Source organism: Vreelandella mediterranea, from assembly GCF_970647075.1.
Genome location: NZ_OZ310198.1, coordinates 2,619,765 through 2,646,662, shown reverse-complemented (window position 1 = coordinate 2,646,662; position 26,898 = coordinate 2,619,765). Strand labels below are relative to the sequence as shown.

The window sequence follows — 26,898 nt, the reverse complement described above, 5'->3', positions numbered from 1 at the left end:
GTTTCGCAGCGAATGGCTGCGTGCAGCTCGGCGTTTAGCTGTCGTCTTCCAGGCGCCGGTATAGCGTACGCCGCGCAATCCCGAGTACTTCCGCCGTACGGCGCTTGTTGCCGCCGGTCGCTTCCAACACTTTGCGGATATAGCGCTTTTCGACCTCTTCAAGACTTGGCCAACGGTGCTGCGCCGGTGCTGGCGCCTGGATGCCGGGAAGTACCTCGCCGCTTAGCGTGGGCGAGAGCTCGGCCTCGGAGTGCGAGCCCGCATGGTCGCGAAGCCGTTCGGGCAGGTCGCCGTGCTTCAATAAACCCTCTTCGCTCAGCGTGACCGCGCGCATTACCGCGTTCTCGAGTTCGCGCACATTGCCGGGGAAGGGGTAGCTTAAAAGCGTGTTCAGCGCATCGGGTTCGATCTGCTCAATCTGCTTGCCCTGGGCTTCGGCGTGCTTGTCGATCAGGGCGAAAATCAGGTGCTCGATGTCGCTTCCGCGTTCGCGCAGCGGCGGTATGCGTAGCGAAAACGTTTCCAGGCGGTAGAACAGGTCGCTACGAAAGTTCTGGGCCTCGATCTCTTTTTCCAGATGACGGTGAGTGGCGGCGATAATACGCACATCCACCGGCTCTTCGCGCTCGCCGCCCACCGGGCGTACGGTTTTTTCCTGCAACGCGCGCAACAGTTTGGCCTGCAGGTTGATGGGCATTTCGCCGATCTCATCCAGAAACAGACTGCCGCCCTGGGCGCTTTGGAAAAGGCCTTTGCGCGCCTCGTTGGCGCCGGTGAAAGCGCCTTTTACGTGACCAAAGAACTCGCTCTCCATCAGGTCGGCGGGAATGCTTGCGCAGTTGACCGGCACGAACGGCGCCTCGGCCCGCGGGCTCTCCTGGTGAATCGCGCGGGCGAGCAGTTCCTTGCCGGTGCCGCTTTCGCCCAGAATGAGAATCGGGGCGTTGCTCTTGGCAAGCCGAGAGGCGTCGTGAAAAAGCGCCTGCATGGCGTGACTTTTACCCACGATGCCGTGGAAGTGGTTGAGCTCGCTGTCGTGATTGAGCGCCAGGCGCTGGCGCTCTAGCACCCGAAACACCGCTTCGCGTATGGCGTCCAGATCCAGTGGTTTGGTGAGAAAATCATCGGCGCCGAGTTTGAGCGCCTCGACCGCCTGGTCGATGGTGCCAAAGGCGGTAATGACGATGATACCCAGCTCCGAGCCGCTTTGGCGCAGTTGCTGTAGTAGCTGGATACCGGTCATGCCGGGCAGGCGTACATCGGTGATCATCATGGCCACGGGCGTGTGGCTTAAAAGCGCCATGGCCTCTTCGGCGCTGGGTACGCCCAGCGTCTGATACCCCGCGTCGTGCAACTCCTCTTCCAACAGCTCACGGATCGCGGGGTCGTCTTCGACAACCAGTAACGGTAAAAGGTGGTCCTGTTCGGTCACAAACGTCTTCCTCAAGCGGATGCGGTTTCACTCAAGGGGAGGGTGATTTCAAACCCGGCCCCCCCGAGGGCGCTATCGAACACGCCAATCGTCCCGCCGTGATCGTTGATAATGCGGTGTACCATGGAAAGCCCCAGGCCACTGCCCTGGCCTACGGGCTTGGTCGTAAAGAACGGGTCGAACACCTGCTGGTGATTCGACGCCGGAATGCCCGGGCCGTCGTCCTCGACCCAGAGCGTAATTTCGTCTTCCTGCTGCTGCGCGCGTACCTGAACGAGGCTGACATCCGGCGCTTGCGCGGCGTTGCGCAGCAGGTTGGTCAGTACCTGCACGATCTGTTGGCCATCGACCAGCACGCAAAGCGACGGGTCGGGGAGCTTGATATCGAGGCGAATGCCGCGCGGCTCCAGCTCCTCTTCCACCAGCTCGCTGGCACTCATGATCAGCTGGTCAAGCGACTGTCGGTCTTTCTCCACATTGTGCTGGCGGCCAAGCTCCATCAACTGGCGCACGATCTCCACGATGCGCTCGACCTCGCCACGAATGCGCCCAAGCCTTGCCCGCTCGTCGTCGCCGATCACATCCCGCCGGGCCAGACGCTGCGCCTGGCCATTGATGACGGTAAGCGGCGCGCCGATTTCGTGGGCAACGCCGGCGGCGAGTACGCCGAGCTCGGCAAGCTTTTTGGATTTACGCAGACGCTTTTCGAGCTCGATTTCCCGCCGCCGCCGCGCGTCGATGTCCTGGTCCTTTTCGGCCATGGCGTCGAGCATACCGTTGAGCCCCGAGGCAAGGCGGCGGTACTCGACCGGCCCCTCGACGCTTGCCCGCTGGCTACGATCCCCGTCCTCGACCAAAAGCATAACACGCAAGAGCTGGTTCAAAGGCCGTTCGATATAGCGGCGAAAGCCCCACCAGATGCTCAGCACGATGCCGCCGGCACCAATGATGAACACCAGCACCGCGACGATGCTGATAAAGCCCGTATAGTTTTCGATGCCGGTGTTGAGCCGGTTGACCTGCAGGACGCCATACACGCTGCCGTCCTGGGTGCGCAGCGGAATCAGCGCCGAGTAGTAGGTCCAGCCGTCGTGCTGTCGGTAGTTGCTGTAAAGGTCGTCACGCTCGATCACGCTTTGAATTTCGTCCGGGGTAAACAGGTTTTTACCCAGCCCCAGGCCATAAATTTCCCGGCCCTGCACGTCAAATACGTAAGCGCCGTAAATACGGTGAAACGAGAACGCGGACTGCAGCGCCTCCTCGAGGGGGGCGGCGCTGTCGCGGGCTACTGCGTAGCTTAATGAAGTGCTCAGCGCCCGGGTGATGATTTCGACCTCGGTTTGAAGCTTGGAACGGACGTTATCTTCGAGGGCTTTGATGGCCACGAAACTAAACACGACCAGTGCAATAAACAGCGGCACGATGACCGTTAAAATCATTAAGTTACGTAAGCGCATCGGGTATCCATCGTGCCAGCAAAGGTGTCAAAGGTTAATCGACCGGCATCAGACGATAAAGCCCGGCCTGGTCGCTATCGGTCAAAAGGTAGATGCCGCCATCCGGGCCCTGGCGCACGTCGCGAATGCGCCCGATCTGACCTTCCAGTACGACTTCGCTTTCGACCACGCGCTCGCCGTCGATCACGAAACGCTCGAGCTTCTCGCTGGCAAGCCCCCCGGCCAGCAGGTTGCCCTGCCAGCGGGCAAAGCCTTCGCTTGAGACTTCCGCAAGCCCGGAGGGCGCAAAGCGCCCCTCCATGTCCACCGCCGGGTCCGTCATGCCGGGGGCGGAATCCGCCCCCAGCGGCTCATTGGTGGCGTAGTCGTTGCCCAGGGTTACCTCGGGCCAGCCGTAGTTGTGGCCGGCCTTGATCAGGTTAATCTCGTCGCCGGTGCGCGGGCCATGCTCGGAGACCCACGCCTGGCCGTTTTCGCGCACCACCATGCCCTGAATGTTGCGGTTGCCAAGCGTATAGATCTCATCGAGGGTGCCGGCATCATCGATAAAGGGGTTGTCCTGGGCGGCGGTGCCGGTGTCGGTCAGGCGAAGGGTAGAGCCCGCGTGATCATCGCTTGCCTGGGCGCGGCTGGGATCGGAGCCCCGGTCCCCCACGCTCATCAACAGCGTGCCGTCATCGAGCCACGCCAGGCGTGAGCCGTAGTGGCGGCCGGGGCCCGAGGCGCGGTCCTGCTCGAAAAGGTGCTCGACATCACCCAGCTCTTCGCCTTCCCAATGCACCCGCGAAAGTGCGGTACGCGTGCCGTTGGCGTCGGGCTTGCTCCAGGTGAAATAGATCCAGTCGTGTTCCCCGTCGCCAAAATCCGGATGGAGCACGACGTCCAAAAGCCCGCCCTGGCCCTGACGGCTCACATCGGGCATGCCGCTGAGCACCTGCGCATGGCCCTCGCTATCCACCAGGTTGAGATGACCGCTACGCTCGCTGACCAAATACCGCCCGTCGGGTAGAAAAGCGACCGCCCAGGGGCGTGTAAAGCCGTCGGCCACGCGTTCGATGGAAAACGTGGCGGCATCGGTGGTCACGGCGTCGGTGATGATTTCGGCCTGAGCGCTATTCAAACCACCCAGCAGCAACAGCCCGCCCAGTAACGGTGAAAAAAACGGTGAAGCACGGCGGTCGAGGTGCTTGGGCGTCAGGGCAGGCGTTGTCGTCATGAGCGTGATCTCCGGCTTGGGAATTATAATTAATCTAGCAGTGACTACGCCCAGCGGGGTAGGTTCCGTTAAACGCTACATCATCAGCGCCAGTAGCGCCGGCAGATAGAAAAGCGCCAGCAGGGTCGAGCAGAACACCAGGCTTGCCACGTAGACCGGCTCGCGCTTGGCGCGCTGGGCGAACAGGTAATTGAACACGGCCACCGGCATGCACATCTGCAAAATCAAAATACTCTGACCCAGCGGCGGCAGATTCAAAAGCGTCGAGACGAGCCAGGCAAGCCCGGCGGCCAGCGGAATGCGGACCAGGCTAAAGCCAATGCCAGAGCGCAGGTTCTTGACCTGAATGCTGGCAAGCGACACCCCCAGGGTGATCAACATCAGCGGGACGGTAAACCCGGACATCAGGTCCACGGTATTGGCAATCCAGGCCGGCAGCGCCGTGTCGGTCAAAAGCAGCGCCGTGGCGATCAAAATCGCGTAGACCGTGGGGGTTTTGACCAGGGTTTTGAGCGGATTGCCGCGGCTCGAGAGCATCGCGCCGATCGTGAACTGAAAAAGCGAGACGGTCACCATGATGGTGATGCCGTAAATAAACCCGGCGCTGCCAAAAGCGTAGAGCACCACCGGCAGGCCCATATTGCCGGTATTGGGATACATCATGGGCGCCAGGATGACCCGCCAGTCCTTGCGCAAAAGCCGCGCGGCTCCAAAGGCCATCAGCCCCATGAGACTCAGTACCAGGGCCGTTGCCAGCATGGTTTTACCGAACGTATGCGCGTCGATCGAGGCACCGGCAAGCGAGGCCAGCACCAGCGCCGGGGTGCCGATATTGAACACCAGTCGGGTGACGAAATCGATCGGGTAGGGGTAGCCCAAACGGACCCACATAAAGCCGAGCCCGGCCCCGGCGAGCACCGGGGCCATGACGGCGAAGAGTTCAACGAGCATGAAGCGTCCTTGGCGAGCGTAAGCGCCTATTGTCGGCAATTAGGTCGTTAGCTGGCAAGGTTTCCCGGCGCGGCCCGGCAAAAAGCCCGGCTTTCCAGCTAGGCCGAAAGGGGCGGCACTTGCCACGGCGTGGGCACGCGCTCGCGCAGAAAGCTCAACAGCGCGCTGACCCGGCGCGAATGATGGCCGTAGGCGTAAAGCAGCGACACCGGCAGAGGTTTGGGCTCCCACCCGGCCAGGCAGTGCACCAGCTCGCCCGGGTGATGCGCTTCGCGCTGGGCGACTATCCAGTGGGGTAAAAGCCCGATGCCCTGGCCGCTGGCGATCGCGTTGATATGCATCACGGTCAAATCCACGCGCAGCCGCGAGCGGGGCGGGGAGAAAACGTATTCCGGCGCGTTTGCGTGATAAAGCGCTAGTCCCTTCGATGCGGTATCGAGCAGGTCGATCCAGGCATGATGATAAAGCTCGCTTGGGTGGGTAAGTGTGGGCGCTTGCGCCAGGTAGCGGGGGCTTGCGTAAAGCCCGCGGGTAAGCTGGCCCAGCCGCTCCTGATTCAGGCCGCAGTCGTCGATACTACCCAGCCAAATATGCACGCTGTTGCTATCGAGTTTGGCGGGGGGTGTTTCGCGGCAGCGCAGGGTCAGTTCGATCCCTGGGTAGCGGGCCAGAAACGTCTCGGCCAAGCCGGCGACCCAGTCCCTTGCCAGTACACCGTGCGCCTCCAGCGTGATCTTGCCACTAATCTCTTCGCGCAGCTCCGAAAGCGCTTCCTGGCTTTGCTCGGCCAGTGCTAAAAGCTCGTTGCAGTAGCCGTGAAATAACAGCCCCGCCTCGGTCGGAATCAACTGGTTCGCCTGGCGCCTTAAAAGCGGCTGGTTCAAGCGCGCTTCCAGTTGGCTGATACGTCGACTCAGGGTGGATTTGGCCAGATCCATTTTCTGAGCGCTGCGCGTCAAACTACCGGTGGCCATTACATCCGAAAATGCGGCAAGTTCATCGAAATCAAGCATGGGAAAGGCCCGCGAGCAGAGATATTGCTGCTATTGTGCCAGCTTGGCATGTAAATGAAAATAAGAGGCATTTGTGTTCACCCAAAGCCGCTCTGTTGGAAAGGCTAACCACGGGTAGCCTTTTTGCGGTGGGTGAGCCGGGCGCGGGGTGTTCGTAGCGTGCTAAAAAAGCCCCGGTGTTTGCCGGGGCTAAAAATCAGTAAGCGAGATCAGAGAGCATCGGTCGAAAGCGACCCGCTTTAGAAGTCGTAGGTGGCGGAGAGCCAGTAGCTGCGGCCATCGACCGCCACACCGGTATTCGAGCGCCCGGTTTGCGTGTAGCGGTAGGCGACGTAGGTATCGCCGTCGAAGGTGTAGGTGTCGTAGTCGGAGAAGTCCTTGTCGAGCAGGTTATCGACCCGGCCGGTCAGGCGAACGTTGTCCGAAAAGCGGTAAGACGAGCGCAGATTGAACAGCTCATAGCCATCCAGGTCGTTACCCACCTGCTCGACCAGCGCGGCGGAGTTACCCGAGACGCTGCCGCTAAAGCGGTCGCGAGAGGCGTAGTATTCGCCTTCGAGCGTCGTGGTCCAGCGCGCGTTGATCGCCCAAGAGAGCTCCGCAGTCAGCTTGTGTTTGGGCGCATTGGTCAACGCCTGGCCTTCGTTGTCGCCGGAGGTCACTTCGGTATCGGTGTAGGTGTAGCCGCCGCTGATGCTCCATTTAGGTGCGAACTGGTAGCGGCTGGTCAGCTCGATACCGCGGGTTTCGGCGCGGTCGACGTTGATTTCCTGGTTGAAGCTATCCTGGGTGGTGAAGTCGCCCACGCTGATACAGTTGGCGGCATCCGCAAACGGGCGGTTGCCGCTGCTATCGACAAACTGGCAGTTCGGAAGGTCGTCGCCATTGGCGATACGGTCACGGAACTGGGTAAAGAAGACCGTCGCCCCGGCGGAAAAGTTATCCAGGTTGTCGTAGATCGCGCCGATTTCGTAGTTGGTGCTCTTTTCCGGCGACAGGTTGGGCGAGCCCAGGCTTGCCGAGAGCCCCTGGTTGCCAAAACCGTTAACGCCGTCGTGCAACTGGTTCAGCGTCGGGGTCTTATAGCCCTGGCTGATACCGCCCTTGAGTGTCCACTCGTCGGTGGTATTCCACACCAGGTAACCACGCGGGCTGAAGTGACCGCCAAAGGCGTTGTGGTGCTCAAAGCGCCCGCCCAGGGTCAGCGCCAGATCGTCGCGTAGAAACCACTCGTCCTCGAGAAAGACGGCCCAGCTCGACTGGTTGAACGTTTCGTCGCCGGCGGTGGCGTCGATGAGTTCGGCGTCGATGTACTGCCCGCCCACGGTGACCATGTGATCATCCAGCGGCGCCACGAATTTGGTATCCACCACGATATCGCGGTTTTCCAGCTGGCGCGGCTCGCCGCCCTGGGCCACGTAGCCGTAAGCCGGGGCGTTACCCGCGGGCAACGTGCGGCCCAGGGACTCGGTTTCGTTGCGGGTAATGCTGGTGTCCCAGGTGCCCGCGCTCAAACGCGCGGAGTGGCCCAAAGCGATCTGGTCGCGATTGAAGCGCAGCTCGTCCTCGTAGCCGAAGTAGGCGTCCGGTTCTGGTGTTTCGCAGTCGCTGCGGCGCAGGCCGTCCAGGCTTCCCAGGCGGCAGTCGTCGTTGTCGTAGGTCTGGCGGGCGCGCTCGGCGTCCAGCCAGATTTCGTGGGTATCGTCCGGGGTGAAGCTCACCCGGCCGCCGATCGAGTAGATGCGTGCCTCGGCCGGGCGGGGGTCACGGCCGACGCTCTCTTCCACCAAACGCTCGGAGCTTGAGCGGTCGAACAGGCGCCCGCGTAGCTGCACGCCGAGGGTGTCTTCCACCAGCGGGCCCGAGGCGTAGAGATTGAGGGTGGAGCTGTTGCCTTCGTCGCGGTCCTCCTGGAAGGAGGTCTCGACACTGACCGACCCCGCCCATTCGGTCCCCACCCGGCGGGTGATGATGTTGATGACACCGCCCATGGCGTCGGAGCCGTAAAGCGTCGACATCGGCCCGCGAATCACTTCGATACGCTCGATAGCGGAAAGCGGCGGCATGAAACTGGTGGAGGTGGAGCTAAAACCGTTGGGCGTGACATCGCCGGAGGTATTCTGGCGGCGCCCATCGATCAGGATCAAGGTGTAGTCGCTGGGCATGCCGCGAATCGAAATCTCCCGCCCGCCGGTTTTGCCGGTGCCGGCACGGGTATCCACCCCGGGGATATCGGCAATGGCCTCGGCCACGTTGGTGAACGGGTTCTGCTCGAGTTCCTGGCGGGTGACCACCGAGATACTGGCCGGCGCATTGTTCAGCGTTTGCTCGTACCCGGCGGCGGTCACGACCATATCGTCGAGGTTGTTGGTCACCTGTTGGGCGTGCGTGGCAGTAGCAAAAGCGCCCAGGGCGACGGCGCTGGCAATGGAGGTGCGAGTAAAACGAGGCATTGAAGAACCCTTGCGATAAAAGTGGCTGTCTTGTTAATGAGACTTGTTATCAAATGCAATGGTGAGTCTAAAAATAATAGTTCCCAATATCGAGCGGAAATTAAGGAACGCCGTGTTGCTTAATATCGAACGACAAATGAAAAGCGCGCTGCATAGCCGCCAGGCCGCTAACGGCGCCAACACACTTTTTGAAAGGGGGCAGGGGTCTTCGATAAATTGGTAATGCAATTGCTTTTGAGAATCGTTACTATCAATGGCATTAACAAACAGGAGAGTTTCGATGGCGGGTATAGCGCGGGGTAACACGGTAGGCCGTTTGGCAATGGCGGGCGCTTTGGTCAGCGCACTTTTCGCGGGGCACGCCCAGGCACGGACGCTCGAAACCGGCTTTGGCGAGGTGGAGGTCGAAGGCACCCCCGAGCGTGTGGTGACGGTTTACGAAGGCGCGCTGGACACCGCCATTGCCGCCGGCATCATGCCGCTGGGCGCAGTCAGTACCCGTGGCGGCACCGACGTGGCCAACTACGTGACCGAGTACTTCGACGATGAGCGCCCGGAGATGGTCGGCGTGGTACGTGAAATCAATATCGAAGCCGTGCTTTCTCAAAAACCGGATTTGATCCTGGCCGCCGCCCAGCTCCCCGAAGAGCAGTACCAGCTGCTTTCGCGCATTGCGCCCACCATCGTGCCGCCCACCCAGACCTTCAAGCCGGACAACTGGGAAGCCGAAGCGCGCCTGTTTGGCGAAGCGCTCAACCGCCAGGAGGCGGTGGAAGAGGCCATTCAGGCGGTGGAAGCGCGCGTCGAAGAACTTTCACAAAGAATTCAGGAAAACCACCCGGACGAGAACGCCTTCGTGGTGCGCTGGATGCCCAGCGGCCCCATGGTCATGTCGCAAAACCTGATTGCCACCGGGCTTCTCAACCGCGTGGGTATCGATGTGAGTGATGCCGGGCTGGTCGAAGAGGGCAGTGCCCACAGCGATGCGCTGAGCCTGGAGAATATTTCCATGGTCGACGGCGACTGGCTGTTTTTGGCCACGCTCAACGAAGACGGCCAAGAGGCGCTGGACGCCGCCCAACAGAGCAATGCCTTCAACCGCCTGAACGTCGTACAGCAAGACCGAGTGATACCGGTTGACGGCCAGCTCTGGAGCAGTGCCAGCGGCCCGTTGGCGGCCATGGCCATTCTGGATAGTATCGAAAACGCCTTGCTGCCGTGACCGGAATCGCCCACCCACTTAGTGGGGCGGTCACGCGCCAAACGCCCCGTGTTCTGATGATGTATCTGCTCACCGCCCTCGTGGCGGTGAGTGTGTTGAGCCTGTTGATCGGCGCTGGCAGCGTAGGGCCGGTGCGAGTGCTGGCGCTTTTGCAGGGCAGCGCCGACAGCGAGGCGCGCTTTGTGGTGCAGGAGCTTCGCGCGCCGCGCATGCTGATCGGCATCGTAGTGGGCGTAGCCCTTGGCGTGGCCGGGGCGCTTTTACAAGCGGTATCGCGTAACCCCTTGGCCGAGCCGGGGCTTTTGGGCGTGAGTGCTGGGTCGGCGTTCGCCGTTGCGCTAGCGCTGGTGCTCGGCGCGAGCGCGGCGACGCTGCGTATTTCCGTGGCTCAGCTGGGGGCGCTGGCCGGGTGTGTCTGTGTGCTGAGCGTGGCGCGCTTTCGCGGCGTAGGCAACGACCCGGTTCGCCTGGTGCTGGCCGGTGCGGCGTTTTCCGGGCTTTTGGGCTCGCTGACCTCGCTGATTTTGCTTTATGACCAGCGCGCCGCGGACGAGATCCGCTTCTGGGTCGTGGGGAGCCTGGCCGGGCGGCGCCTCGAGGATTTGGCCGCCGTGCTGCCAAGCCTGGCCGTGGCCGGGGTGATGGTGGTGTTCACCGCCCGCCCGCTGGCGGCGCTGGCGCTGGGCGAGCGCGCCGCTTCCGGGCTTGGCCATCATCCTTCGTTGATCCGCTGGATCGTGATCGGCTGTGTGGCGCTTTTGGTCGGCGCGGCTACGGCGATCGCCGGGCCGATTGCGTTCGTGGGCCTGGTGGTGCCGTTCGTCGCCCGGGCGCTGGCCGGGCCGGATATTCGCCGCACGCTCTGGTTCTGTCTGCCCATCGGACCTCTGATCGTGCTGAGCGCCGATATCATTTCGCGGGTCGTGGTCGCCCCCTCGGAGCTGCCACTGGGTGTGTTGACCGCGCTTTGCGGCGCGCCGGTGCTGATCGCGGTAGTACGAGCCCGCCGTTTACCCATGCTTTGAGCCCGCGCCTTTTGCGGCGTGGCCTTTTACCACGGTAACTATTTACACGGTAATTATTGTTAACAGTGACGATGGCAACCAAAACGACAGCGAGCCCCGAGTACATGCCGGAGCTCTCTTCCCAACACGAGGCGGTGGACGACGTGCGCGCATTCAAAGCGAGCGACCCGGCGCTGCCCGGCTATTGGCGCCTGGCCTGGCACGCCAATGGGCAGGCGTACAGCGTACTGTTCGAGCGCCGCGCGGTATGGGTCAACTGCGCACTCATTCTCGCGCTGTTGGTAGCCGGGGTCGTGTATCTGGCCTTTGGCAGCGTGCCGCTTTCCATTAGCGAAGTGATTCCAGCGTTGGCGGGCCAGGGCGATATCATGACTACCTTCATGGTGCAGGAGCTTCGCCTGCCGCGCCTGGCCGGCGCCTGCCTGACCGGCGGGGCCTTTGCACTGGCGGGTATCCTGATGCAGACGCTGGCGGGTAACCGGCTGGCAACGCCTGGTATCATCGGTATCGACAACGGCGCGACAGCGTTCGCGGTCGCCTCGGTCATCGGTATTGGTACGTCTATCGCCCCGCCCGCCATGGCGCTGGCCGGGGCCACCACCGCCGCGGCGATTACCTTTGGCCTTTCTGCAGGTAGCGGCACCCAGGGGTATCGGTTCATCGTGGCGGGCATTGGCGTAGGCGCGGTGTTTGGCGCGCTGACCCAGTTCATTCTGGCCCGAGTCCCCATCGACGACGCCAACGCCGCCTACCCCTGGACCGTCGGCACCCTCAACGCCCGTTCACCCGATGCGGTACTGCTTCTGGCCCTGGGGTTGGTGGTGGGTATCGTGCTGGCCATGGTGCTGGCACGCTCGCTCACGCTGCTGCGCTTTAGAGACGCCGTGGCCAGCGGGCTGGGGGTGAAGGTCAAGGCTTGTCGCATACAAGTGTTGGCGCTTTCCGTGGTGCTCACCGGGCTTGCCGTCGCGGTGGCAGGCCCGGTAGGCATGGTCGCGCTGATCGGTCCGGAAATCGCCCGTTCGCTTTCAAGTTCGCGCCACGTACCGGTGCTGGCCGCCACGCTTGCCGGGGCGCTGGTCATGGTGCTGGCGGATTTGGCCGGGCGAACGCTTTTATCACCCATCGAAATTCCCGTGGGCATCGTGACCGCCGTGGTGGGCGGCCCCTGGCTTTTATGGATCTTGATGCGCCCGCAACGGAGCCACCCATGAGCACCTCGCACGACACGCCTACGCTTGCCACCCAGGCGCTGAACATGAACTACGGCGCACGCCGGGTGATCAACGAGCTAGGCCTTGACCTGCCTAGCGGCCAGGTGACGGCCATTGTGGGGCCCAATGGCTGCGGTAAATCCACGCTGCTTTCGGGGCTTGCCCGGCTGCACAAGCCGGAAAGCGGCGCGGTACTGCTCGACGGCGCCGATATCCAGGCATTACCCGCCAAGGCGCTTGCCAAGAAGCTTGCGCTGCTGCCCCAGGAGGCCGTGGCACCGGAAGGGCTCACTGTCACCGAGCTGATCCGCTTTGGCCGCCAGCCCCACCAGGGGTGGCTGCGCCAGTGGTCGCCGGAGGACCAGCAGGTCGTCGAGTACGCGCTCAAGGCCGCTGGGTTGGAAGCGCTGGCGGACAGGCCGCTCGAGGCGCTTTCCGGCGGGCAGCGCCAACGCGCCTGGATCGCCATGACCATCGCCCAGCAAACGCCGCTGCTCCTGCTGGATGAACCCACTTCCGCGCTGGACCTGGGCCACCAGATCGAAGTATTCGAACTGGTGCAAAAGCTTGCCCGTGAAGGGCGCACCGTGGTGATGGTGCTGCACGATTTGGCCAGCGCCTGCCGCTACGCCGATCATCTCATTGCCATGTGTGAAGGGCGTATCGTCGCCGAAGGTACGCCCGCCGAGGTCGTGACCCCGGCGCTGGTACGTACGCTTTACCAAGTAGACTGCACGCTTTTAAAAGACCCGGACACCGGCAGCCCCTTGATTGCCAGCGTGCGCCGGGCGGCGGCTACTTAAGCGCTAGCGGTTGATCAGCACTGCATCGAGGGTGACCGGCACATGGTCGGCAATTTGCTGGTAGCCCAGCAGCGACATCACCGTGCGCACCGTGTTGTTGGCCATGAGCGTGCTGCCATTCAAGGCCATGGGCTCGGCGTGGATTACGCGCACCTGGTTCAAGCCTTCGCGGGTGAAGCGCAGCGGCACGTCTTCTTGCTGATTGATGCCCTCGGTCTGTACGCGAAAGGTTAGCGTTTCGACCATCGACTCGCCGATATCCAGACGATCGAGGCGCTCCGGCGGCATCTGCGCGGTCAGCGTCACCAGCGTGGAATCGGTGAGTAGCCGCGCCCATACCGGCAGCTCGCCAAAGCGCGAGAGCAGATCGGTCTGGCTGAGTTTCAACGGCAGGCGAAGTGTGCCGTCCGGCGAAATCTCGCCCTGCAAGTCACGCACCTGATGATGATGGGTTTGCGGCGAGCCGCCGTCGAGCTGGGTGATGCTCGCCTGCACCTGGGACTGGCTCGAATCCAACTGCCAATCCGCCGACACCGGCATCGCCAGCACCAGCGGTAAAAGAGCAAACAAAGCTTTCATGGCATGTCTCCACAGTAAGGACTCATCAGCAGACTCGCCCACAGTGCAAAAGTGCCGCAATAAGATCAAGATAGCGCCCCAGGGGTAGCCTCGCCCGGCCACATTCGCTATGATATGCACGCCTTTCGGGCCCATAGCTCAGTTGGTTAGAGCAGGGGACTCATAATCCCTTGGTCGTCCGTTCAAGTCGGACTGGGCCCACCAATTCCTCGTATTCTTTCTTCTCCCGTATGACGTTATGAACCCTTGCTTTTGGGTTTATTCGCTTCTCCTCCTTATATAATTTTCTTGCTAGCATATTTCGTTACGCTATTTAGGAAGCTGTTAACGGTTTTTTTAAAAGCAGCTTTTGCGGATTAAACGTAACCTCGAACGTTAAAATACTGCTTCTCAAAAGAAAGAGTCATGGTCATGATACAACCGACACCAGATACCCAAACCATGCTCGATAGCCTCCGTACCGCCGTCTCTGAAACTCTTGAACGTAAGCGACGGCTCGGGCATTACGCCGTTATCTGGCAGGATGGTAAGCCTGTTTTAGTGGGTGAGGACGCGCCGACGCAGCAGGTAGACGATCAATAGCCTCACTGCTGATAGCTAGCCCATGCTTTTCTTATCCAAGTCTTTGCCTCTATTTAACCCCGGTACTCTGTGTACTTGAGCCATAACAAGGGATTATGAGTCCCTTGGTCCTGATTTAATCGCGCGCTTCCTTTTTGATACCTTTGCCAAGCGATGCTTTTCGGCTGCTAGCCCGCTAGCGTGTGTGTATCATACCCGCCCATTGATAATGAACGATGGATCTGGGGACGCACCGTGAACACAGAAAGCCACTCTCATCTTGCCGCCTTTATCTGGTCGGTGGCCGATCTGTTACGCGGCGACTTCAAACAGTCTCAGTATGGCCGGATCATTCTTCCTTTTACGCTGCTGCGGCGCCTGGAGTGTGTGCTCGAGCCCACCAAACAGACCGTGGTGGACGCGGCTCATCAGCATCGCGACAAGCCGGACGGCGTACGCGAGCAGCTTCTACTGCGCGCATCGGGACAGCCCTTTTATAACGCATCAAAGCTGACGCTGGGCACGATCTCCTCGACGCAGACCGCCAATGACCTGATGAGCTACGTGCAGTCGTTCAGCCAGGACGCACGCGAGATTTTCGAACACTTCGAGTTCGAGAGCTTTGTGCATCAGCTCAATGCCAATGACCTGCTTTATGAAGTCGTCAAAGCGTTCGCTAAAACGGATTTGAGCCCGGCACGGCTTTCCAACTTCGGTATGGGCCTGGTCTTCGAGGAGCTGATTCGCAAGTTCGCGGAAAGCTCCAACGAGACAGCGGGGGAGCACTTCACCCCGCGCGATATCGTCCACCTGACCACCTCGCTGGTGCTGACACACCAGGACGCCAAGCTCAAGAGTGGCGGCATCGTGACCGTGTATGACCCAACGGCGGGTACGGGCGGCTTTCTATCGGAAAGCGACGAGTACATGCAGCAGGTGAGCGGCGGTATGAGCGTTTCGCTGCATGGCCAGGAGCTGAACCCGGAGTCCTACGCGATCTGCAAGGCCGACATGCTGGTCAAGGGCCAGGAAGTTCGCCAAATCAAGCTGGGTAATACGCTCGCCAACGACCAGTTGGCCGGTGAACACTTTGATTTTATGCTCTCCAATCCGCCCTTCGGCGTGGAATGGAAAAAAGTCCAAAAGCAGGTCATCGAAGAACACAAGCAAAAGGGCTATAACGGTCGGTTTGGCCCGGGTCTGCCGCGGGTGTCTGACGGCTCACTGCTGTTTCTGATGCACCTGGTGAGCAAGATGCGGCCGACGCAGCAGGGCGGTTCGCGCATCGGCATCATACTCAACGGCTCGCCGCTGTTTACCGGCGGTGCGGGCAGCGGAGAGTCCGAAATCCGTCGCTATCTGCTGCAGCACGATCTGGTCGAGGCGATTATCGGCCTGCCCACGGATATGTTCTACAACACCGGCATCGCCACCTACGTGTGGATTCTCTCGAATGCCAAACCCGCCGAGCGCCGTGGCAAGGTGCAGCTCATCAACGCCACCGGCCGCGCCAGCAAGATGCGCAAGTCGCTGGGCAGCAAACGCCAGTACGTGGCCGATGACGATATCGAAGCGATCGTGCGGCTTTACGGTCAGAACCAGGCAGATGAAGAGAGCAAAATCTTCCCGGTGGAAGCCTTCGGCTACCGGCGCATTACCGTAGAGCGCCCGCTGCGCCTGAACTTCCAGGCAAGCCCCGAGCGGCTGGCGAAGCTGGATGACGAAAAGTCCTTTCAGAAGCTTGACGAGGCCGAACGCGAGGCGATCAAGGAAGCCTGCGCGACGCTTGACCCGGACGAGCGCTATACCAACCGCGATACCTTCAACAAAGCGCTCAAGGAGGCGCTAAAAACGGCCGGATTGAAAATCGGCGCGCCGGTGCAAAAAGCACTCCTCAACGCGCTTTCCGAGCGCGACCCGGACGCCGATAGTTGCCACGACAGCAAAGGCAATGTGGAGGCCGATAGCACTCTGCGCGATAACGAGAACGTACCGCTGGATGAGTCCGTCTTCGACTACTTCGAGCGGGAAGTACGGCCCCACGTGCCGGATGCCTGGATCGATGAAGACAAACGCGATGAGCTGGACGAGCGCATCGGGATTGTCGGTTTCGAGGTTCCCTTCAATCGCCACTTTTACGAGTTCAAGCCGCCGCGCCCACTAGAGGAGATCGACGCTGATCTCAAGGCCTGCACCGACCGGATCAAGCAGATGATCGAGGGGATGTCGGCATGAAGGGCATCGTCAGGCTTTGTCTTACACATTCATTGACAGTAACAGGGGGATGGCATAGCATATTGTGTAATATACCCGCCATGCCTCTCAATGAAGCACACTTTGGCGGGTTTTTTGTGTCTGGAAGTTTTGTGCCGAGAGGTCATGTATGAGCGACTTCCAAAAGCCTGCACACAGCATTGACGATCAGATCGCCACGCTACATGGCCGTGGTTTGGAGATACCGGACGCCGAGCGGGCGCGGCACTATCTGCGCAATATCAGTTATTTTCGATTTTCTGCGTATACTCGACCTTTTTATCGGCCCGGCCTAGAGGAACACCGTTTTCTTGAGGGTAGCGCTTTTGACGATGTGTTGAGGCTGTACGTATTTGATCGCGAGCTGCGTCTGCTTCTGCTGGATGCTATCGAGCGATTGGAAGTCGCATTGAGGGCCCAGTTGGCAAACACCCTGGCCGAGCACCATGGCCCTCACGGCTATCTGGATGCGTCAATTTTCGATACGCGCTACAACCACGGGTGGTTACTCAATAAGCTGGAGAGCGTATCTCAAGGGCGAGACGTCGAGTCCTTCCTGACCCATTACCGTATGAAGTATCAGTCAGCCCCTACCCAGCCCCCTATTTGGATGGCGGCAGAGCTTTTGACCTTCAAAGAGGTCTCGACGCTGTTTGCGAATTTGCGATTACCCCAGGATACCCAACGCATCGAGCGCCATTTTGGCTGGAAAGCGCGCGTACTGCGCTCGTGGTTCCGCAGTCTTTCAGACTTGCGTAACGTCTGCGCCCACCATGGTCGCGTATGGAATCGTGTCTTCGGGAGCCGCCCAGAAAAACCAAGAAAAGTACCGGCTATCTGGCCAACGATCCCCAGTAAAATTGCCACAGGATCACACGAAAACCCTGAGCAGCGCCTCGACCCGCACCGACGGCTCTACTTCCAATTGGTCGTGATCGAGTCATTGATGCAAGCCGTGGCTCCCGCAAGCCAATGGGCCGAGCGCCTTATAGCGCTACTGAACCGCTACCCGGACGTATCGCGCCCCCATATGGGCTTTCCTGAGGGTTGGGAACAAGAACCCTTCTGGCAAGAGGCGGTGATGAATGCAAGAGAGGGAGTAAAGGGATGAGTTTTCCGCAATATCCCGAATATAAGGACTCTGGCGTCGAGTGGCTGGGTGATGTGCCGGCGCATTGGGAAGTACCAAAGTTAAAGCATCTTGTCCGCATTAGAAATGGTCGGGATTACAAGGCGGTCGAGGTAGACTCAGGCGGCTATCCGGTTATTGGCTCAGGCGGGGAGTTTTCCAGAGCGGACAGCTACCTTTATAAAGGCAAATCGGTTCTGTTGGGAAGAAAGGGTACGATAGATAAGCCATTGTATATTGATGGCCCGTTCTGGACCGTAGATACGATGTTCTACACAGAACTCACTCATAATGTGGATGGCCGTTTTCTTTTCCATTACGCCTCTTGCTTTAGGTTTGATCAATACTCAACAAATACTGCTTTGCCAAGTATGGCACAAGAGGATTTGGCCAATATTCGATTAGCTGTTCCTGAAGTTGATGAACAAGCCTCCATTGCAGCCTTTCTTGACCACGAAACCGCCCGCATCGACGCACTAATCGGTGAGCAAAAGCGCCTGATCGAGCTGCTTAGGGAAAAGCGTCGGGCGTTGATCTCTCATGCCGTCACCAAGGGGCTGGATCCCGATGTGCCGATGAAGGAGTCTGGGGTGGAGTGGCTTGGAGAAGTGCCGGCGCATTGGATTGTTGCTCCTATTAAAATATTTTACAAATTCTTGGATGGGAAAAGGATACCGCTCAAATCTGAAGATCGAGGAAGTCGACAAGGCCTGTTTCCTTACTATGGTGCTTCCGGTGTTATTGACTGGATAGACGATTATATCTTTGATCAAGATCATATCCTTGTGTCTGAGGATGGGGCCAACCTTTTAGCAAGGTCATCTCCAATTTCCTTTGTAGCTAAAGGTAAATACTGGGTAAATAACCATGCTCATATACTAAGTCCTATCGATAATAATTTAGTTTACTGGGCTGAGGTGATTGAAAATTTAGATCTTGCTATTCATGTAACGGGGTCTGCTCAACCTAAGCTCACCAGTGAAGCTCTTGGTTCAATTATGGTGGCGTCACCTCCTTTACCTGCTGAGCGTTTAAAAATACAAGAAATGATTTTCAAACTTGATAAAGTAGTTCAAGAACTAATTAATGAAGCAGTTGAAGGTATTAAGCTACTAAAAGAACGTCGTTCTGCCCTAATCTCCGCCGCCGTCACCGGCAAGATAGACGTCCGCAGCTGGCAGCCAGGTCAGGCGGGTGAACAATCCGAGCTCTCCATGGTCGCCGAATCGCGCGCCACCTACCGCTGAATCCGAATAACAAGGAACGACAATGACGCAGGGCCGCAGTATTCGACTTTTTCTGGTGGATGGCACGCCTAACGGCCTGCTAACCGCCGAGATCATGAACTGGACCGGCCACGTGCTGACCGGCCCGCGCACCAAACTGAGCGAGTTGGTGCAGCGCCCGGAGTGTAAACGTACCGGCATCTACTTTCTGGTCGGGCCGGACCCGGACAGTAGCCTGCGGCCGCTGGTGTATATCGGCGAGAGCGACGATGTCGCCAAGCGGCTCAAACAGCATAATCACCCAGAGGTCACGGGGCCGGGCGGCGGCAAGGATTTCTGGGAGCGGGTTTGCCTGATTACCAGTAAGGACCAGAACCTTACCAAGGCCCACGTCAAATACCTGGAAAGCCTGCTGATTAAAAGCGCCGCCGAGGTAGGGCGCTGCAAGCTGGTGAACGGTACCGCCCACGAGTATATCAACTTGCCCGAGTCCGACCGCGCCGATATGGCATTCTTTGCCGAGCAGATTCGTACTGTGCTGCCGGTGCTGGGGTTCGACCTGCTGCGTGATTCGGCCAAGCCATCTTCTCGAAAAACGTCGCCAGAGCCTGACGCTGAGCCAGCGTCTACTGACGCGTCTCCCTCGTTTTATCTGGAAATACCCAAGCACGGAATCAAGGCGCAGGGCCAAGAGCTTGATGGTGAGTTCTTCGTGCTTGAAGGTTCGCTGGCACGCCGGGACTGGACGAGTGCAGGGCATAGTTATGAAAAGTTACATCAACAATTGTGTGAAGAAGGGGTGCTGATGGAGGTGGGGAGCGGGCTTCGCCGTTTCGCTAAGGACTATGCTTTTTCTAGCCCGAGTGCAGCCGTCGCTATGGTGTTTGGGAGAGCTGCCAACGGGCGCAATGTCTGGAAAATTGAAGGTACCAAAACCACTTACGGCGAATGGCAGGATCAGCAAGTGAGCGCTGCCACCATGGAGCCAGTCTCGCTATAAGTGTTCTCGACATGAAGAAAGCACCACAAGTGGTTCAAAGTGCTTAATTAAACGTTATTGTGTGGCTAATCGGCTTCTCCTCCCAGGCCCGAGTCGTTAGGCTATTTAAAAATAGAGCCAAGCGCAGGGGATACAATGGGAGATAGCAGGGAAGCCCGCTTTCAGCAGGATATTGTTGCCTCGATGGTAGAGGGTGGTTGGCTTGCGGGCACCGCTAAAGGCTATGACCGCGCCTCGGCCCTCTACCCCGAAGACTTGCTGGGCTACGTACGCGATGCTCAGCCCGACCAGTGGGATAAATTCTGCAAGGCCAACCCCCATTCGCCGGAGCAGGTTTTTCTTCAGAAAGTCGTCAACGAGCTGAAAAAGCGCGGTACGCTCGAGGTGTTGCGCCACGGCTTCAAGGTGCCGGGCGTCAAGTTCGACCTGTGCAGCTTTCAGCCTGACCACGGCATGAACCCGCAGTCGCTGGCCCAGTACCGCGCCAACCGCCTGCGAGTGGTGCCTGAAGTCGCCTACTCACCGCATGCCCAGGGCAAGGGCGCCGCTCAGAGCTACAACCCACGCCTGGATCTGGTGCTGTTCGTCAACGGTATCCCCACTGCCACGCTGGAGCTCAAGAGCCAGTTCAAGCAGACGGTCGAAAACGCCAAACGCCAGTACCGCCAGGACCGCCCGATCAAGGACCCGGTTACCCGTAAGCCCGAGCCGCTGCTGACGTTCAAGCGTGGCGCGCTGGTGCATTTTGCGGTCAGCCAGACCGAGGTGGCCATGACCACCCAACTGGCCGGGTCGCAAACGTACTTTTTGCCATTCAACCGGGGCACCGAAGACGGCGGTGCCGGTAACCCGCCTGCCCAGGATGAACAACGCTACGCCACCGCCTACCTCTGGGAGCAGGTATTCGCCCCGGACGCGTGGCTTAAGATTCTCGGTCGTTTCCTTCACCTCCAGGAGACAACCACGGAGGACTTTCACGGCCGCCGGAGTACCAAAGAGGCGCTTATTTTCCCCCGTTACCACCAGTGGGAGGTGGTCAACCGGCTCGTCGATGCGACGCTCGCCGAGGGCCCGGGTAATCGCTACTTGGTGCAACACAGCGCCGGGTCCGGTAAATCGAACTCCATTGCCTGGGTGGCGCACCAGCTGGCCAATCTCTACGGCAGCGATGGCGGCAAGCTTTTTAACTCGGTCATTGTGGTCACCGACCGCACGGTGCTCGACAGCCAGCTTCAAGACACCATCTATCAATTCGAGCACGCCCACGGGGTGGTATGCCCTATCACGCGCGAAGGCGGCAGCCAGAGCAAGTCCGAGCAGCTGGCCGAGGCGCTGGAAAGTAATACCCGCATCATTATCGTCACCATCCAGACCTTCCCGGCGCTTTTTGATGCCCTCGAAAAACGCCCGACGCTGGCCAAGGGACGCTATGCAGTGATTGCCGATGAGGCCCACTCATCACAAACCGGCCGCTCTGCTACCAAGCTCAAGGCGCTGCTGGGCGTAGCAGATGAAGAAGGTGAAGGTGACGGGGCGGAAGTCAGCGCCGAGGCGATGCTGGGGGCGGCGGTGGCTGCCAGGGGCCCCAGCGATCTAATCAGCTACTACGCCTTTACGGCAACGCCCAAGGCCAAAACGCTCGAGCTGTTCGGGCGCCCGCCGGAACCGAGCCTGCCCGCCAGCGACGACAACAAGCCCGAGCCGTTTCACCTCTACTCCATGCGCCAGGCCATCGAAGAGGGCTTTATTCTCGATGTGCTCACCAACTATGTGACCTACAGCACCGCCTGGAAGCTCGCCCACCCGGATGGCGAAGAGCAGGAAGTGGATTCCAAGAAGGCCTCGCGCACCATTGCCAGGTGGGTACGTCTGCACCCGTACAATATCGCTCAGCGGGTCGAAGTGATCGTCGAGCATTATCGTCAAAATGTTCAGCACCTGCTGGATGGCCAAGCCAAGGCGATGGTCGTCACGGCCAGCCGCGAGGAGGCCGTGCGCTATCAGCTCGCGATGCGCGAGTACATTCAGCGCCATAACTATCAAAGCGTTCACCCCATGGTGGCGTTCTCCGGCAGCGTACCGGCCGATGCTTACATTCCGGAAGAGGTCAGCGAGACAAGTCTGCTGCTCAACCCTGAGCTGAAAGGGCGCAAACTGGAAAAGGCGTTTGATACCGAGGAGTACAACGTAATGATCGCCGCCAACAAGTTCCAGACGGGCTTCGATCAACCCAAGCTTTGCGCCATGTACGTGGATAAAAAGCTGAAGGGGGTCGAGTGCGTGCAGACCCTCTCCCGCCTCAACCGGCTGTTTCCCGGTAAGCAGACGTACATTCTGGATTTCTATAACGAGGAGCAGGTGATTCTCGACGCCTTCGCCACCTATTACCGCAAGGCGGAACTCGCGGGCGTCTCCGACCCGCAGGTGGTCTACGACCTGCAAGGTAGTCTGGATGCCAGCGGCATTTATCACTGGCCGGAGGTCACCGCTTTTGCCAGCGCATTTTTCGATCCAAAAGCTTCAGCCGCGAGCTTGAGCTATCACTGCCATCCGGCCCAGCAGCGCTTTAGCCAGCGCTATAAAGCCATACTCGATCAGCTCCAAACCTGGCAGCACGCCCGCCAGGTAGCCGAAGCCAACGGCGATGATAAAGGCCTGAAACGCGCCGAGCAGGAGCTGAAAGACGCGGGCACGACTCGCGACGAGCTCGACTTGTTCCGTAAAAATCTCGCCAGTTTCGTACGCACCTACGAATTTCTCAGCCAGATCATTCAGTTCGACGATACCGAGCTCGAGCAGCTCTGCGTGTTTGCTCGTCACCTGCACCCGCTGCTACGCATCGACCGGCTATGGGAAGAGGAAGGGATCGACGTCAGCGAGCTGGAGCTCACCCACTACCGCCAAACCAAGCACGAAGAGAAGCGCCTGCGCATCGATGAAGCCAAGGGCGACTACGGCCTGACGCCGGTCAGCGAAGTGGGCTCCGGTAAACCCCATGACCCCGAAAAGCAGCGCCTGGCCGAGATCATCGACCGGCTCAACGACCTTTACGGTTCGGAGGTGAGTGATGACGATAAGCTGCACTTCGCGAATGGTATTGCTGATCGTATCGAGCGTGATGAGGCGGTGATGAACCAAGTAAAAAACCACAGTGAAGACCAGGTGATGCACGGCCTGTTTCCCAAGAAGGTGACCGACGCTGTAATCGATGCGCTTGGCGATCAGGAGACGCTGAGTATGCCGGTGTTGGAAAATGAGGAGATGGGACGGCAATTTGCGCAATTGATCCTGAAACTACTGGTAGGAAGGGGCGCATGTAATGTGCAACCAGGGGAGTAAACTATCGACTTTGCAGGTGAGAAGGGCTGGAGGTGTCTACGAAACCTGGGCGATTCACTTGCCATCTTGCCCCCCAACGTCACGTGGCGTCTATTGCTAGGCGCTTGCGAGCCTGCTCGAATCTGAACGGGATCTATTTAAAACGCTGTCTGTTGGAAACAGGCGCTCGGCACGTCTGCCAAGCGGGAGGCGGCTGAGCAACGTCAGCGCAATAGAGCTGTCAGCCCAGCTTGATCGCCGTTCCATCAGCTTCCGCCTCCCCATGGCCCCCTTTATGCATAACAATTCACCATGGTTTCACTTCTTTTCGTGATCACTGCTGGGCGACCCACCTGGCGAGGGGTGCCTCATGCGTGCGTTGACAATGCTCAGACCGGTCAAGTCGATCCTCCAAAGCGTGGCGCTTCTGCTGCTGGGCAACGGCCTACTCAACACGCTGCTTACACTCCGCGGCACAAGCGAGGGGTTTTCGACCACGCTATTGGGCATGGTGATGTCCGGGTATTTCGTGGGCTTTATTTGCGGGACCTGGATGAGCCGGCGGTTGATCAAGCGGATGGGCCATATCCGCACCTTTGGTTTTTGCGCCTCAATATGCGCCACCATGGCGCTTTTGCACCTCGTCTTCATCAACCCTTGGGTGTGGCTACCGCTGCGTATTATTTATGGGCTTTCGTTCATTACCCTGATTACGGTGATCGAAAGCTGGCTCAACAGCCAAGCGGCGAGCCACGAGCGGGGGCGTATCTTTGCCGTTTATATGGTGGTCAACCTGGGGGCGCTGGCGACGGCGCAGCAGTTTTTGCGGCTGTCATCGCCGGAGGGCTTTCTGCTGTTCGTGATGATCGCGATTTTGATCAGTTGGGCGGTGCTGCCCATTACGCTGACGCGGCGCGTGCAGCCGAAGATCTCCGAGCGGCCGAAAAGCAGCCTGCGGGCGCTTTTGGGGTTTGCGCCGCTGGCGGTGGCGTCCGCGGCGCTCTCCGGGCTTGCCATGGGGGCGTTTTGGTCGATGACGCCGATCTACGCCACCCACTTGGGGTTCGATATCGCCGGGGTGGGGCTGGTGATGAGTACGGCCATTATCGGTGGGGCGCTCTTGCAGATTCCCATCGGGCGTTTTTCCGATCAGCACGACCGGCCCGTGGTGCTGATTTGGGTGGTACTGAGCGCGGCGCTGGTGGCGGCGGCCATACCCTTTGCACCTAGCCATAACGTGCTCCTGGTGCTCTACTTCTTGTGGGGCGGGCTGGCGTTTTCGCTCTACCCGCTGGCGGTGGCGCAGTTGATCGACCAGCTCCACCCGGATGAGATCGTCGCGGGCTCGGCGGATATGCTGGTGATGCACGGCGCCGGCTGCGCGGTAGCCCCCTTGGCGGCGGGCTCGCTGATGCACGCGGTGGGCGATCACGGCTTGCCGCTCTATATTGCCTGCGTCTTCACGTTGCTGGGCGTGTATGCAATCTATCGTCGGCGCCGGGTGCGGGCATTGAAAACTCACACCGCCCACTTCGAGCCGATGGTGCAGAGCAGTGCCGAGGTGCTGGGCATGATGTTCGACGCCGTGCAGCCGGATCTCTTCGATGACCCGAGCTTTTATGAGGAGCACGAGCGCCGGCGGCTGGCGGATATCTTTCATGCCGGTAGCCGAAGGTGAGGGCAGGGTAGTAGGCCCGTTGGTGCTCTCGATAAAGCCGGGACTGGCGGGCGTTTGATCGTGCAACGCCTTGTTCCGGCAAAGCGGCTTGAGTCGGCCTCGATATTGTGATTGTGAATAATAATCCGTATCATTCAGCTTTTCTGACCGCCCATTTTGCTCTTTAATGAGACTGCCCTCATGCTTCGACCTCCGTTTGCAGCCGCACCGTTATCGTTTGCCGTTCGCCGTTCAATGCTCATCTCGTTGGGAAGTGCGCTGAGCATGGCGCCCCTGGCCGCACTGGCCCAAGAGGAAACGGTGGATATGGGCACGACGGTGGTCACCGCCACCGCGCTCAAGGTCGCAACGCCGGATATCGAAACCCCGCGGGCGATCTCCACGGTCAGTGAGCAGGAGCTCGAAGATCGTGGCGTCAACAAGTACGACGAAACCTTCCAATACCGCTCTGGTGTCACCTCGCAGCCCTACGGCAACGACAACAACGCGGACTGGTTCTTCCTGCGCGGCTTTAGTGCGGAAAACGCCACTTACCAGGACGGCCTGCGCCTGTTTCGTACCGGCGGCTACTTCTGGTGGATGAACGAAACCTTTGGCCTGGAGCGGGTCGATCTCTTGAAGGGCCCGGCGTCGATTCTTTACGGCGAGGCGCCTCCCGGCGGTGTGATCAACGCGATCAGCAAGCGCCCGACGGATGAGCCCCAAGGCAACATCACCGTAGAGGCGGGCAACGACGGTCACCGCCAGGTGGGCATCGACGTGTCCGGCCCGGTGGGCGAGCGTGACGATATGCGTTATCGCACCGTGGCGCTTTATCGTGACCAGGACGGCGAGCTCAACGGCAGCGAGAAAGAGCGCTACTACTTCGCGCCGAGCCTGGCCGTGGATTTCAGCGACGACACCACGGTCACGTTTTTGGCAAGCGTCCAGAAAGATGAAGGCACCCCCACCTCGGGCTTTTTCCCCGCTTTTGGCACGGTGAACGACTCGCCCTTTGGCAAGATCGACCGCCATACCAACTACGGCCAGCCCGATTACGACCACCTGGATCAGCGCCAGGTAGCGCTGGGTTACGAGCTTGAACACCAGATCAACGATACCTGGGAGTTTCAGCAAAACGCGCGCTACACCAATCTCGATCTCGAGCTTAGAAACGTCTACCCCAACTCCTACGTGACGCCGCCGCGGGGTATCTCGCGGGGCGTGATCGACCGCGACGGCGAGTACGACGGCTTCACGATCGACAACCGCCTGATCGCGCGCACCTATACCGAAAACACCGAAAACACGCTGCTGTTCGGCGCGGACTATCAAAAGCTAGATTTGAACTACACCAACCGCGACAGCTTCCGCACCGCCGGGGACGGCTCGTCGCTGTTCTCCAATATCGACACCGTGGATCTCTACAACCCGGACTACGCCTCGTTTAGCGCGCCGGATACCGGCGACCCCACCGAGCACGATGTCGACCGCCGCCAGCTCGGCTTTTACGTGCAGGACCAGCTGCGCGTGGCGGACAGCTGGGTATTTTTGGCCGGAGCCCGTTACGACAATGTCGATAGCAGCGACGATTTCTCGGATGCCACCGGCCGTTCCAGCGAAGGCTATGACGACGAGCAGCTCTCGCTGACCGCCGGCGCCATGTACCTGGGCGATAACGGCGTTTCGCCCTACGTAAGCTACAGCGAATCCTTTACGCCGGTGGCGGGCATCGGCCCGAGCGGCTCAAGCTACGAGCCGCTGGAAGGCCGCCAGCTAGAGGCGGGGGTTAAAATCGCGCCCTTCGATGTCGACGGCTACGTCACCATTGCCGCCTTCGATATCAAGGAAAGCAATACGCTGATTTCCACCGATGCCCCGGTGCAGGAACAAGCGGGCGAGCGCCGCTCCAACGGTTTTGAAGTAGAGGGCGTGGGCTACCTGACCGATGAACTGCAGCTGACCGCCGCCTACACCTACACCGACGCACGCTATGACGAAAGCGACGACCAGCAGGACGAGCGCGTGCCGCTGATTCCGCGCCACTCGGCTTCCGCGTGGCTGGGTTATGACATGAGCCGGGCGCTGCCGGGCCTGTCGGTTGGCGCTGGCGTGCGCTATCTGGGCGAAAGCGAAGCCAGCCCCGGCAGCAGCGTCGAAGGCAATGTCTCCTCGACCACGCTTTATGACGCCATGGCCCGTTATGAGATCGACGAGAACTGGTCCGCCCAGGTGAACGTCAAAAACCTCACCGATAAAGAGTACGTCAGCGGCTGCGATTTCTACTGCTACTACGGCGACTCGCGCAGCGTGATCGGAAGCGTCAGCTACCGCTGGTAACGATGCAGCCCCGTACGGTTTGTGAAGCGCTTTGAAACGACTCGGCCCG

General features: G+C 59.8%; 18 protein-coding genes and 1 tRNA gene. 12 read left to right on the top strand and 7 right to left on the bottom strand.

Annotated features, from left to right (window positions below; translation table 11 throughout):
• Positions 1-34: 34 nt before the first annotated feature.
• From ACWFVE_RS12160 to ACWFVE_RS12135, 6 genes are all read right to left on the bottom strand, one after another.
• Positions 35-1,432 (bottom strand): sigma-54-dependent transcriptional regulator, encoded by a 1,398-nt coding sequence (locus ACWFVE_RS12160; protein WP_447529531.1) that lies wholly within the window; start codon positions 1,430-1,432, stop codon positions 35-37.
• Positions 1,433-1,443: 11 nt separating this feature from the next.
• Positions 1,444-2,889, bottom strand: coding sequence for an ATP-binding protein (locus tag ACWFVE_RS12155; RefSeq protein ID WP_447529530.1), 1,446 nt, complete (start codon positions 2,887-2,889; stop codon positions 1,444-1,446).
• 34 nt (positions 2,890-2,923) lie between these two features.
• Positions 2,924-4,105, bottom strand: a complete 1,182-nt coding sequence (locus ACWFVE_RS12150; protein WP_447529529.1) for a PQQ-dependent sugar dehydrogenase — start codon at positions 4,103-4,105, stop codon at positions 2,924-2,926.
• A 75-nt stretch (positions 4,106-4,180) separates the two neighbouring features.
• Entirely contained in the window at positions 4,181-5,056 is an 876-nt protein-coding gene (locus ACWFVE_RS12145; protein WP_447529528.1) for an AEC family transporter, read from the bottom strand.
• 98 nt (positions 5,057-5,154) lie between these two features.
• Positions 5,155-6,069 carry a LysR family transcriptional regulator gene (locus ACWFVE_RS12140; protein ID WP_447529527.1) on the bottom strand — a complete coding sequence of 305 codons (915 nt, stop codon included), beginning with the start codon at positions 6,067-6,069 and terminating at the stop codon, positions 5,155-5,157.
• 239 nt (positions 6,070-6,308) lie between these two features.
• Positions 6,309-8,522 (bottom strand): TonB-dependent receptor domain-containing protein, encoded by a 2,214-nt coding sequence (locus ACWFVE_RS12135; RefSeq protein WP_447529526.1) that lies wholly within the window; start codon positions 8,520-8,522, stop codon positions 6,309-6,311.
• A 280-nt stretch (positions 8,523-8,802) separates the two neighbouring features.
• Here ACWFVE_RS12135 and ACWFVE_RS12130 point away from each other — a divergent pair, with 280 nt between their 5' ends.
• The 4 genes from ACWFVE_RS12130 to ACWFVE_RS12115 all read left to right on the top strand — a co-directional run bounded on the left by ACWFVE_RS12130 (position 8,803) and on the right by ACWFVE_RS12115 (position 12,786).
• A complete protein-coding gene (locus ACWFVE_RS12130; protein ID WP_447529525.1) occupies positions 8,803-9,744 on the top strand; it encodes an ABC transporter substrate-binding protein in 942 nt (313 codons plus the stop codon).
• A 56-nt stretch (positions 9,745-9,800) separates the two neighbouring features.
• Positions 9,801-10,769, top strand: coding sequence for a FecCD family ABC transporter permease (locus tag ACWFVE_RS12125; protein ID WP_447530536.1), 969 nt, complete (start codon positions 9,801-9,803; stop codon positions 10,767-10,769).
• A 104-nt stretch (positions 10,770-10,873) separates the two neighbouring features.
• Positions 10,874-11,983: a FecCD family ABC transporter permease gene (locus ACWFVE_RS12120; RefSeq protein WP_447530535.1), complete on the top strand. Its 1,110-nt coding sequence runs from the start codon at positions 10,874-10,876 to the stop codon at positions 11,981-11,983.
• A complete protein-coding gene (locus ACWFVE_RS12115; RefSeq protein ID WP_447529524.1) occupies positions 11,980-12,786 on the top strand; it encodes an ABC transporter ATP-binding protein in 807 nt (268 codons plus the stop codon). The genes ACWFVE_RS12120 and ACWFVE_RS12115 overlap by 4 nt, the downstream gene beginning before the upstream one ends.
• 3 nt (positions 12,787-12,789) lie before the next feature.
• Here ACWFVE_RS12115 and ACWFVE_RS12110 read toward each other — a convergent pair whose 3' ends face one another.
• A complete protein-coding gene (locus tag ACWFVE_RS12110) occupies positions 12,790-13,365 on the bottom strand; it encodes a hypothetical protein (protein ID WP_447529523.1) in 576 nt (191 codons plus the stop codon).
• A 127-nt stretch (positions 13,366-13,492) separates the two neighbouring features.
• Between ACWFVE_RS12110 and ACWFVE_RS12105 the strand changes: the two genes are divergently transcribed.
• From ACWFVE_RS12105 to ACWFVE_RS12070, 8 genes are all read left to right on the top strand, one after another.
• Positions 13,493-13,569: transfer RNA gene (locus ACWFVE_RS12105), tRNA-Ile, on the top strand.
• A gap of 612 nt (positions 13,570-14,181) precedes the next feature.
• Positions 14,182-16,161 (top strand): type I restriction-modification system subunit M, encoded by a 1,980-nt coding sequence (locus ACWFVE_RS12100; protein ID WP_447529522.1) that lies wholly within the window; start codon positions 14,182-14,184, stop codon positions 16,159-16,161.
• Between the two features lie 148 nt (positions 16,162-16,309).
• Positions 16,310-17,290, top strand: coding sequence for an Abi family protein (locus ACWFVE_RS12095; protein ID WP_447529521.1), 981 nt, complete (start codon positions 16,310-16,312; stop codon positions 17,288-17,290).
• The gene (locus ACWFVE_RS12090) at positions 17,287-18,555 is read left to right on the top strand and encodes a restriction endonuclease subunit S (protein WP_447529520.1); all 1,269 of its coding nucleotides are present in this window, start codon (positions 17,287-17,289) and stop codon (positions 18,553-18,555) included. Before ACWFVE_RS12095 ends, ACWFVE_RS12090 begins: the two co-directional genes overlap by 4 nt.
• 22 nt (positions 18,556-18,577) lie before the next feature.
• The gene (locus ACWFVE_RS12085) at positions 18,578-19,534 is read left to right on the top strand and encodes a GIY-YIG nuclease family protein (RefSeq protein WP_447529519.1); all 957 of its coding nucleotides are present in this window, start codon (positions 18,578-18,580) and stop codon (positions 19,532-19,534) included.
• A 135-nt stretch (positions 19,535-19,669) separates the two neighbouring features.
• A complete protein-coding gene (locus ACWFVE_RS12080; RefSeq protein WP_447529518.1) occupies positions 19,670-22,873 on the top strand; it encodes a type I restriction endonuclease subunit R in 3,204 nt (1,067 codons plus the stop codon).
• A 349-nt stretch (positions 22,874-23,222) separates the two neighbouring features.
• Positions 23,223-24,530, top strand: coding sequence for an MFS transporter (locus ACWFVE_RS12075; protein WP_447529517.1), 1,308 nt, complete (start codon positions 23,223-23,225; stop codon positions 24,528-24,530).
• Between the two features lie 180 nt (positions 24,531-24,710).
• Entirely contained in the window at positions 24,711-26,849 is a 2,139-nt protein-coding gene (locus tag ACWFVE_RS12070) for a TonB-dependent siderophore receptor (protein WP_447529516.1), read from the top strand.
• Positions 26,850-26,898: the final 49 nt, after the last annotated feature.

Coding starts and splice junctions, on each gene's coding strand:
- ACWFVE_RS12115 (WP_447529524.1), top strand. CDS start 11,980: ATGAGCACCTCGCACGACACGCCTACGCTTGCCACCCAGGCGCTGAAC.
- ACWFVE_RS12135 (WP_447529526.1), bottom strand. CDS start 8,522: ATGCCTCGTTTTACTCGCACCTCCATTGCCAGCGCCGTCGCCCTGGGC.
- ACWFVE_RS12080 (WP_447529518.1), top strand. CDS start 19,670: ATGGGAGATAGCAGGGAAGCCCGCTTTCAGCAGGATATTGTTGCCTCG.
- ACWFVE_RS12070 (WP_447529516.1), top strand. CDS start 24,711: ATGCTTCGACCTCCGTTTGCAGCCGCACCGTTATCGTTTGCCGTTCGC.
- ACWFVE_RS12110 (WP_447529523.1), bottom strand. CDS start 13,365: ATGAAAGCTTTGTTTGCTCTTTTACCGCTGGTGCTGGCGATGCCGGTG.
- ACWFVE_RS12125 (WP_447530536.1), top strand. CDS start 9,801: ATGATGTATCTGCTCACCGCCCTCGTGGCGGTGAGTGTGTTGAGCCTG.
- ACWFVE_RS12150 (WP_447529529.1), bottom strand. CDS start 4,105: ATGACGACAACGCCTGCCCTGACGCCCAAGCACCTCGACCGCCGTGCT.
- ACWFVE_RS12140 (WP_447529527.1), bottom strand. CDS start 6,069: ATGCTTGATTTCGATGAACTTGCCGCATTTTCGGATGTAATGGCCACC.
- ACWFVE_RS12090 (WP_447529520.1), top strand. CDS start 17,287: ATGAGTTTTCCGCAATATCCCGAATATAAGGACTCTGGCGTCGAGTGG.
- ACWFVE_RS12120 (WP_447530535.1), top strand. CDS start 10,874: ATGCCGGAGCTCTCTTCCCAACACGAGGCGGTGGACGACGTGCGCGCA.
- ACWFVE_RS12130 (WP_447529525.1), top strand. CDS start 8,803: ATGGCGGGTATAGCGCGGGGTAACACGGTAGGCCGTTTGGCAATGGCG.
- ACWFVE_RS12085 (WP_447529519.1), top strand. CDS start 18,578: ATGACGCAGGGCCGCAGTATTCGACTTTTTCTGGTGGATGGCACGCCT.
- ACWFVE_RS12155 (WP_447529530.1), bottom strand. CDS start 2,889: ATGCGCTTACGTAACTTAATGATTTTAACGGTCATCGTGCCGCTGTTT.
- ACWFVE_RS12075 (WP_447529517.1), top strand. CDS start 23,223: ATGCGTGCGTTGACAATGCTCAGACCGGTCAAGTCGATCCTCCAAAGC.
- ACWFVE_RS12145 (WP_447529528.1), bottom strand. CDS start 5,056: ATGCTCGTTGAACTCTTCGCCGTCATGGCCCCGGTGCTCGCCGGGGCC.
- ACWFVE_RS12095 (WP_447529521.1), top strand. CDS start 16,310: ATGAGCGACTTCCAAAAGCCTGCACACAGCATTGACGATCAGATCGCC.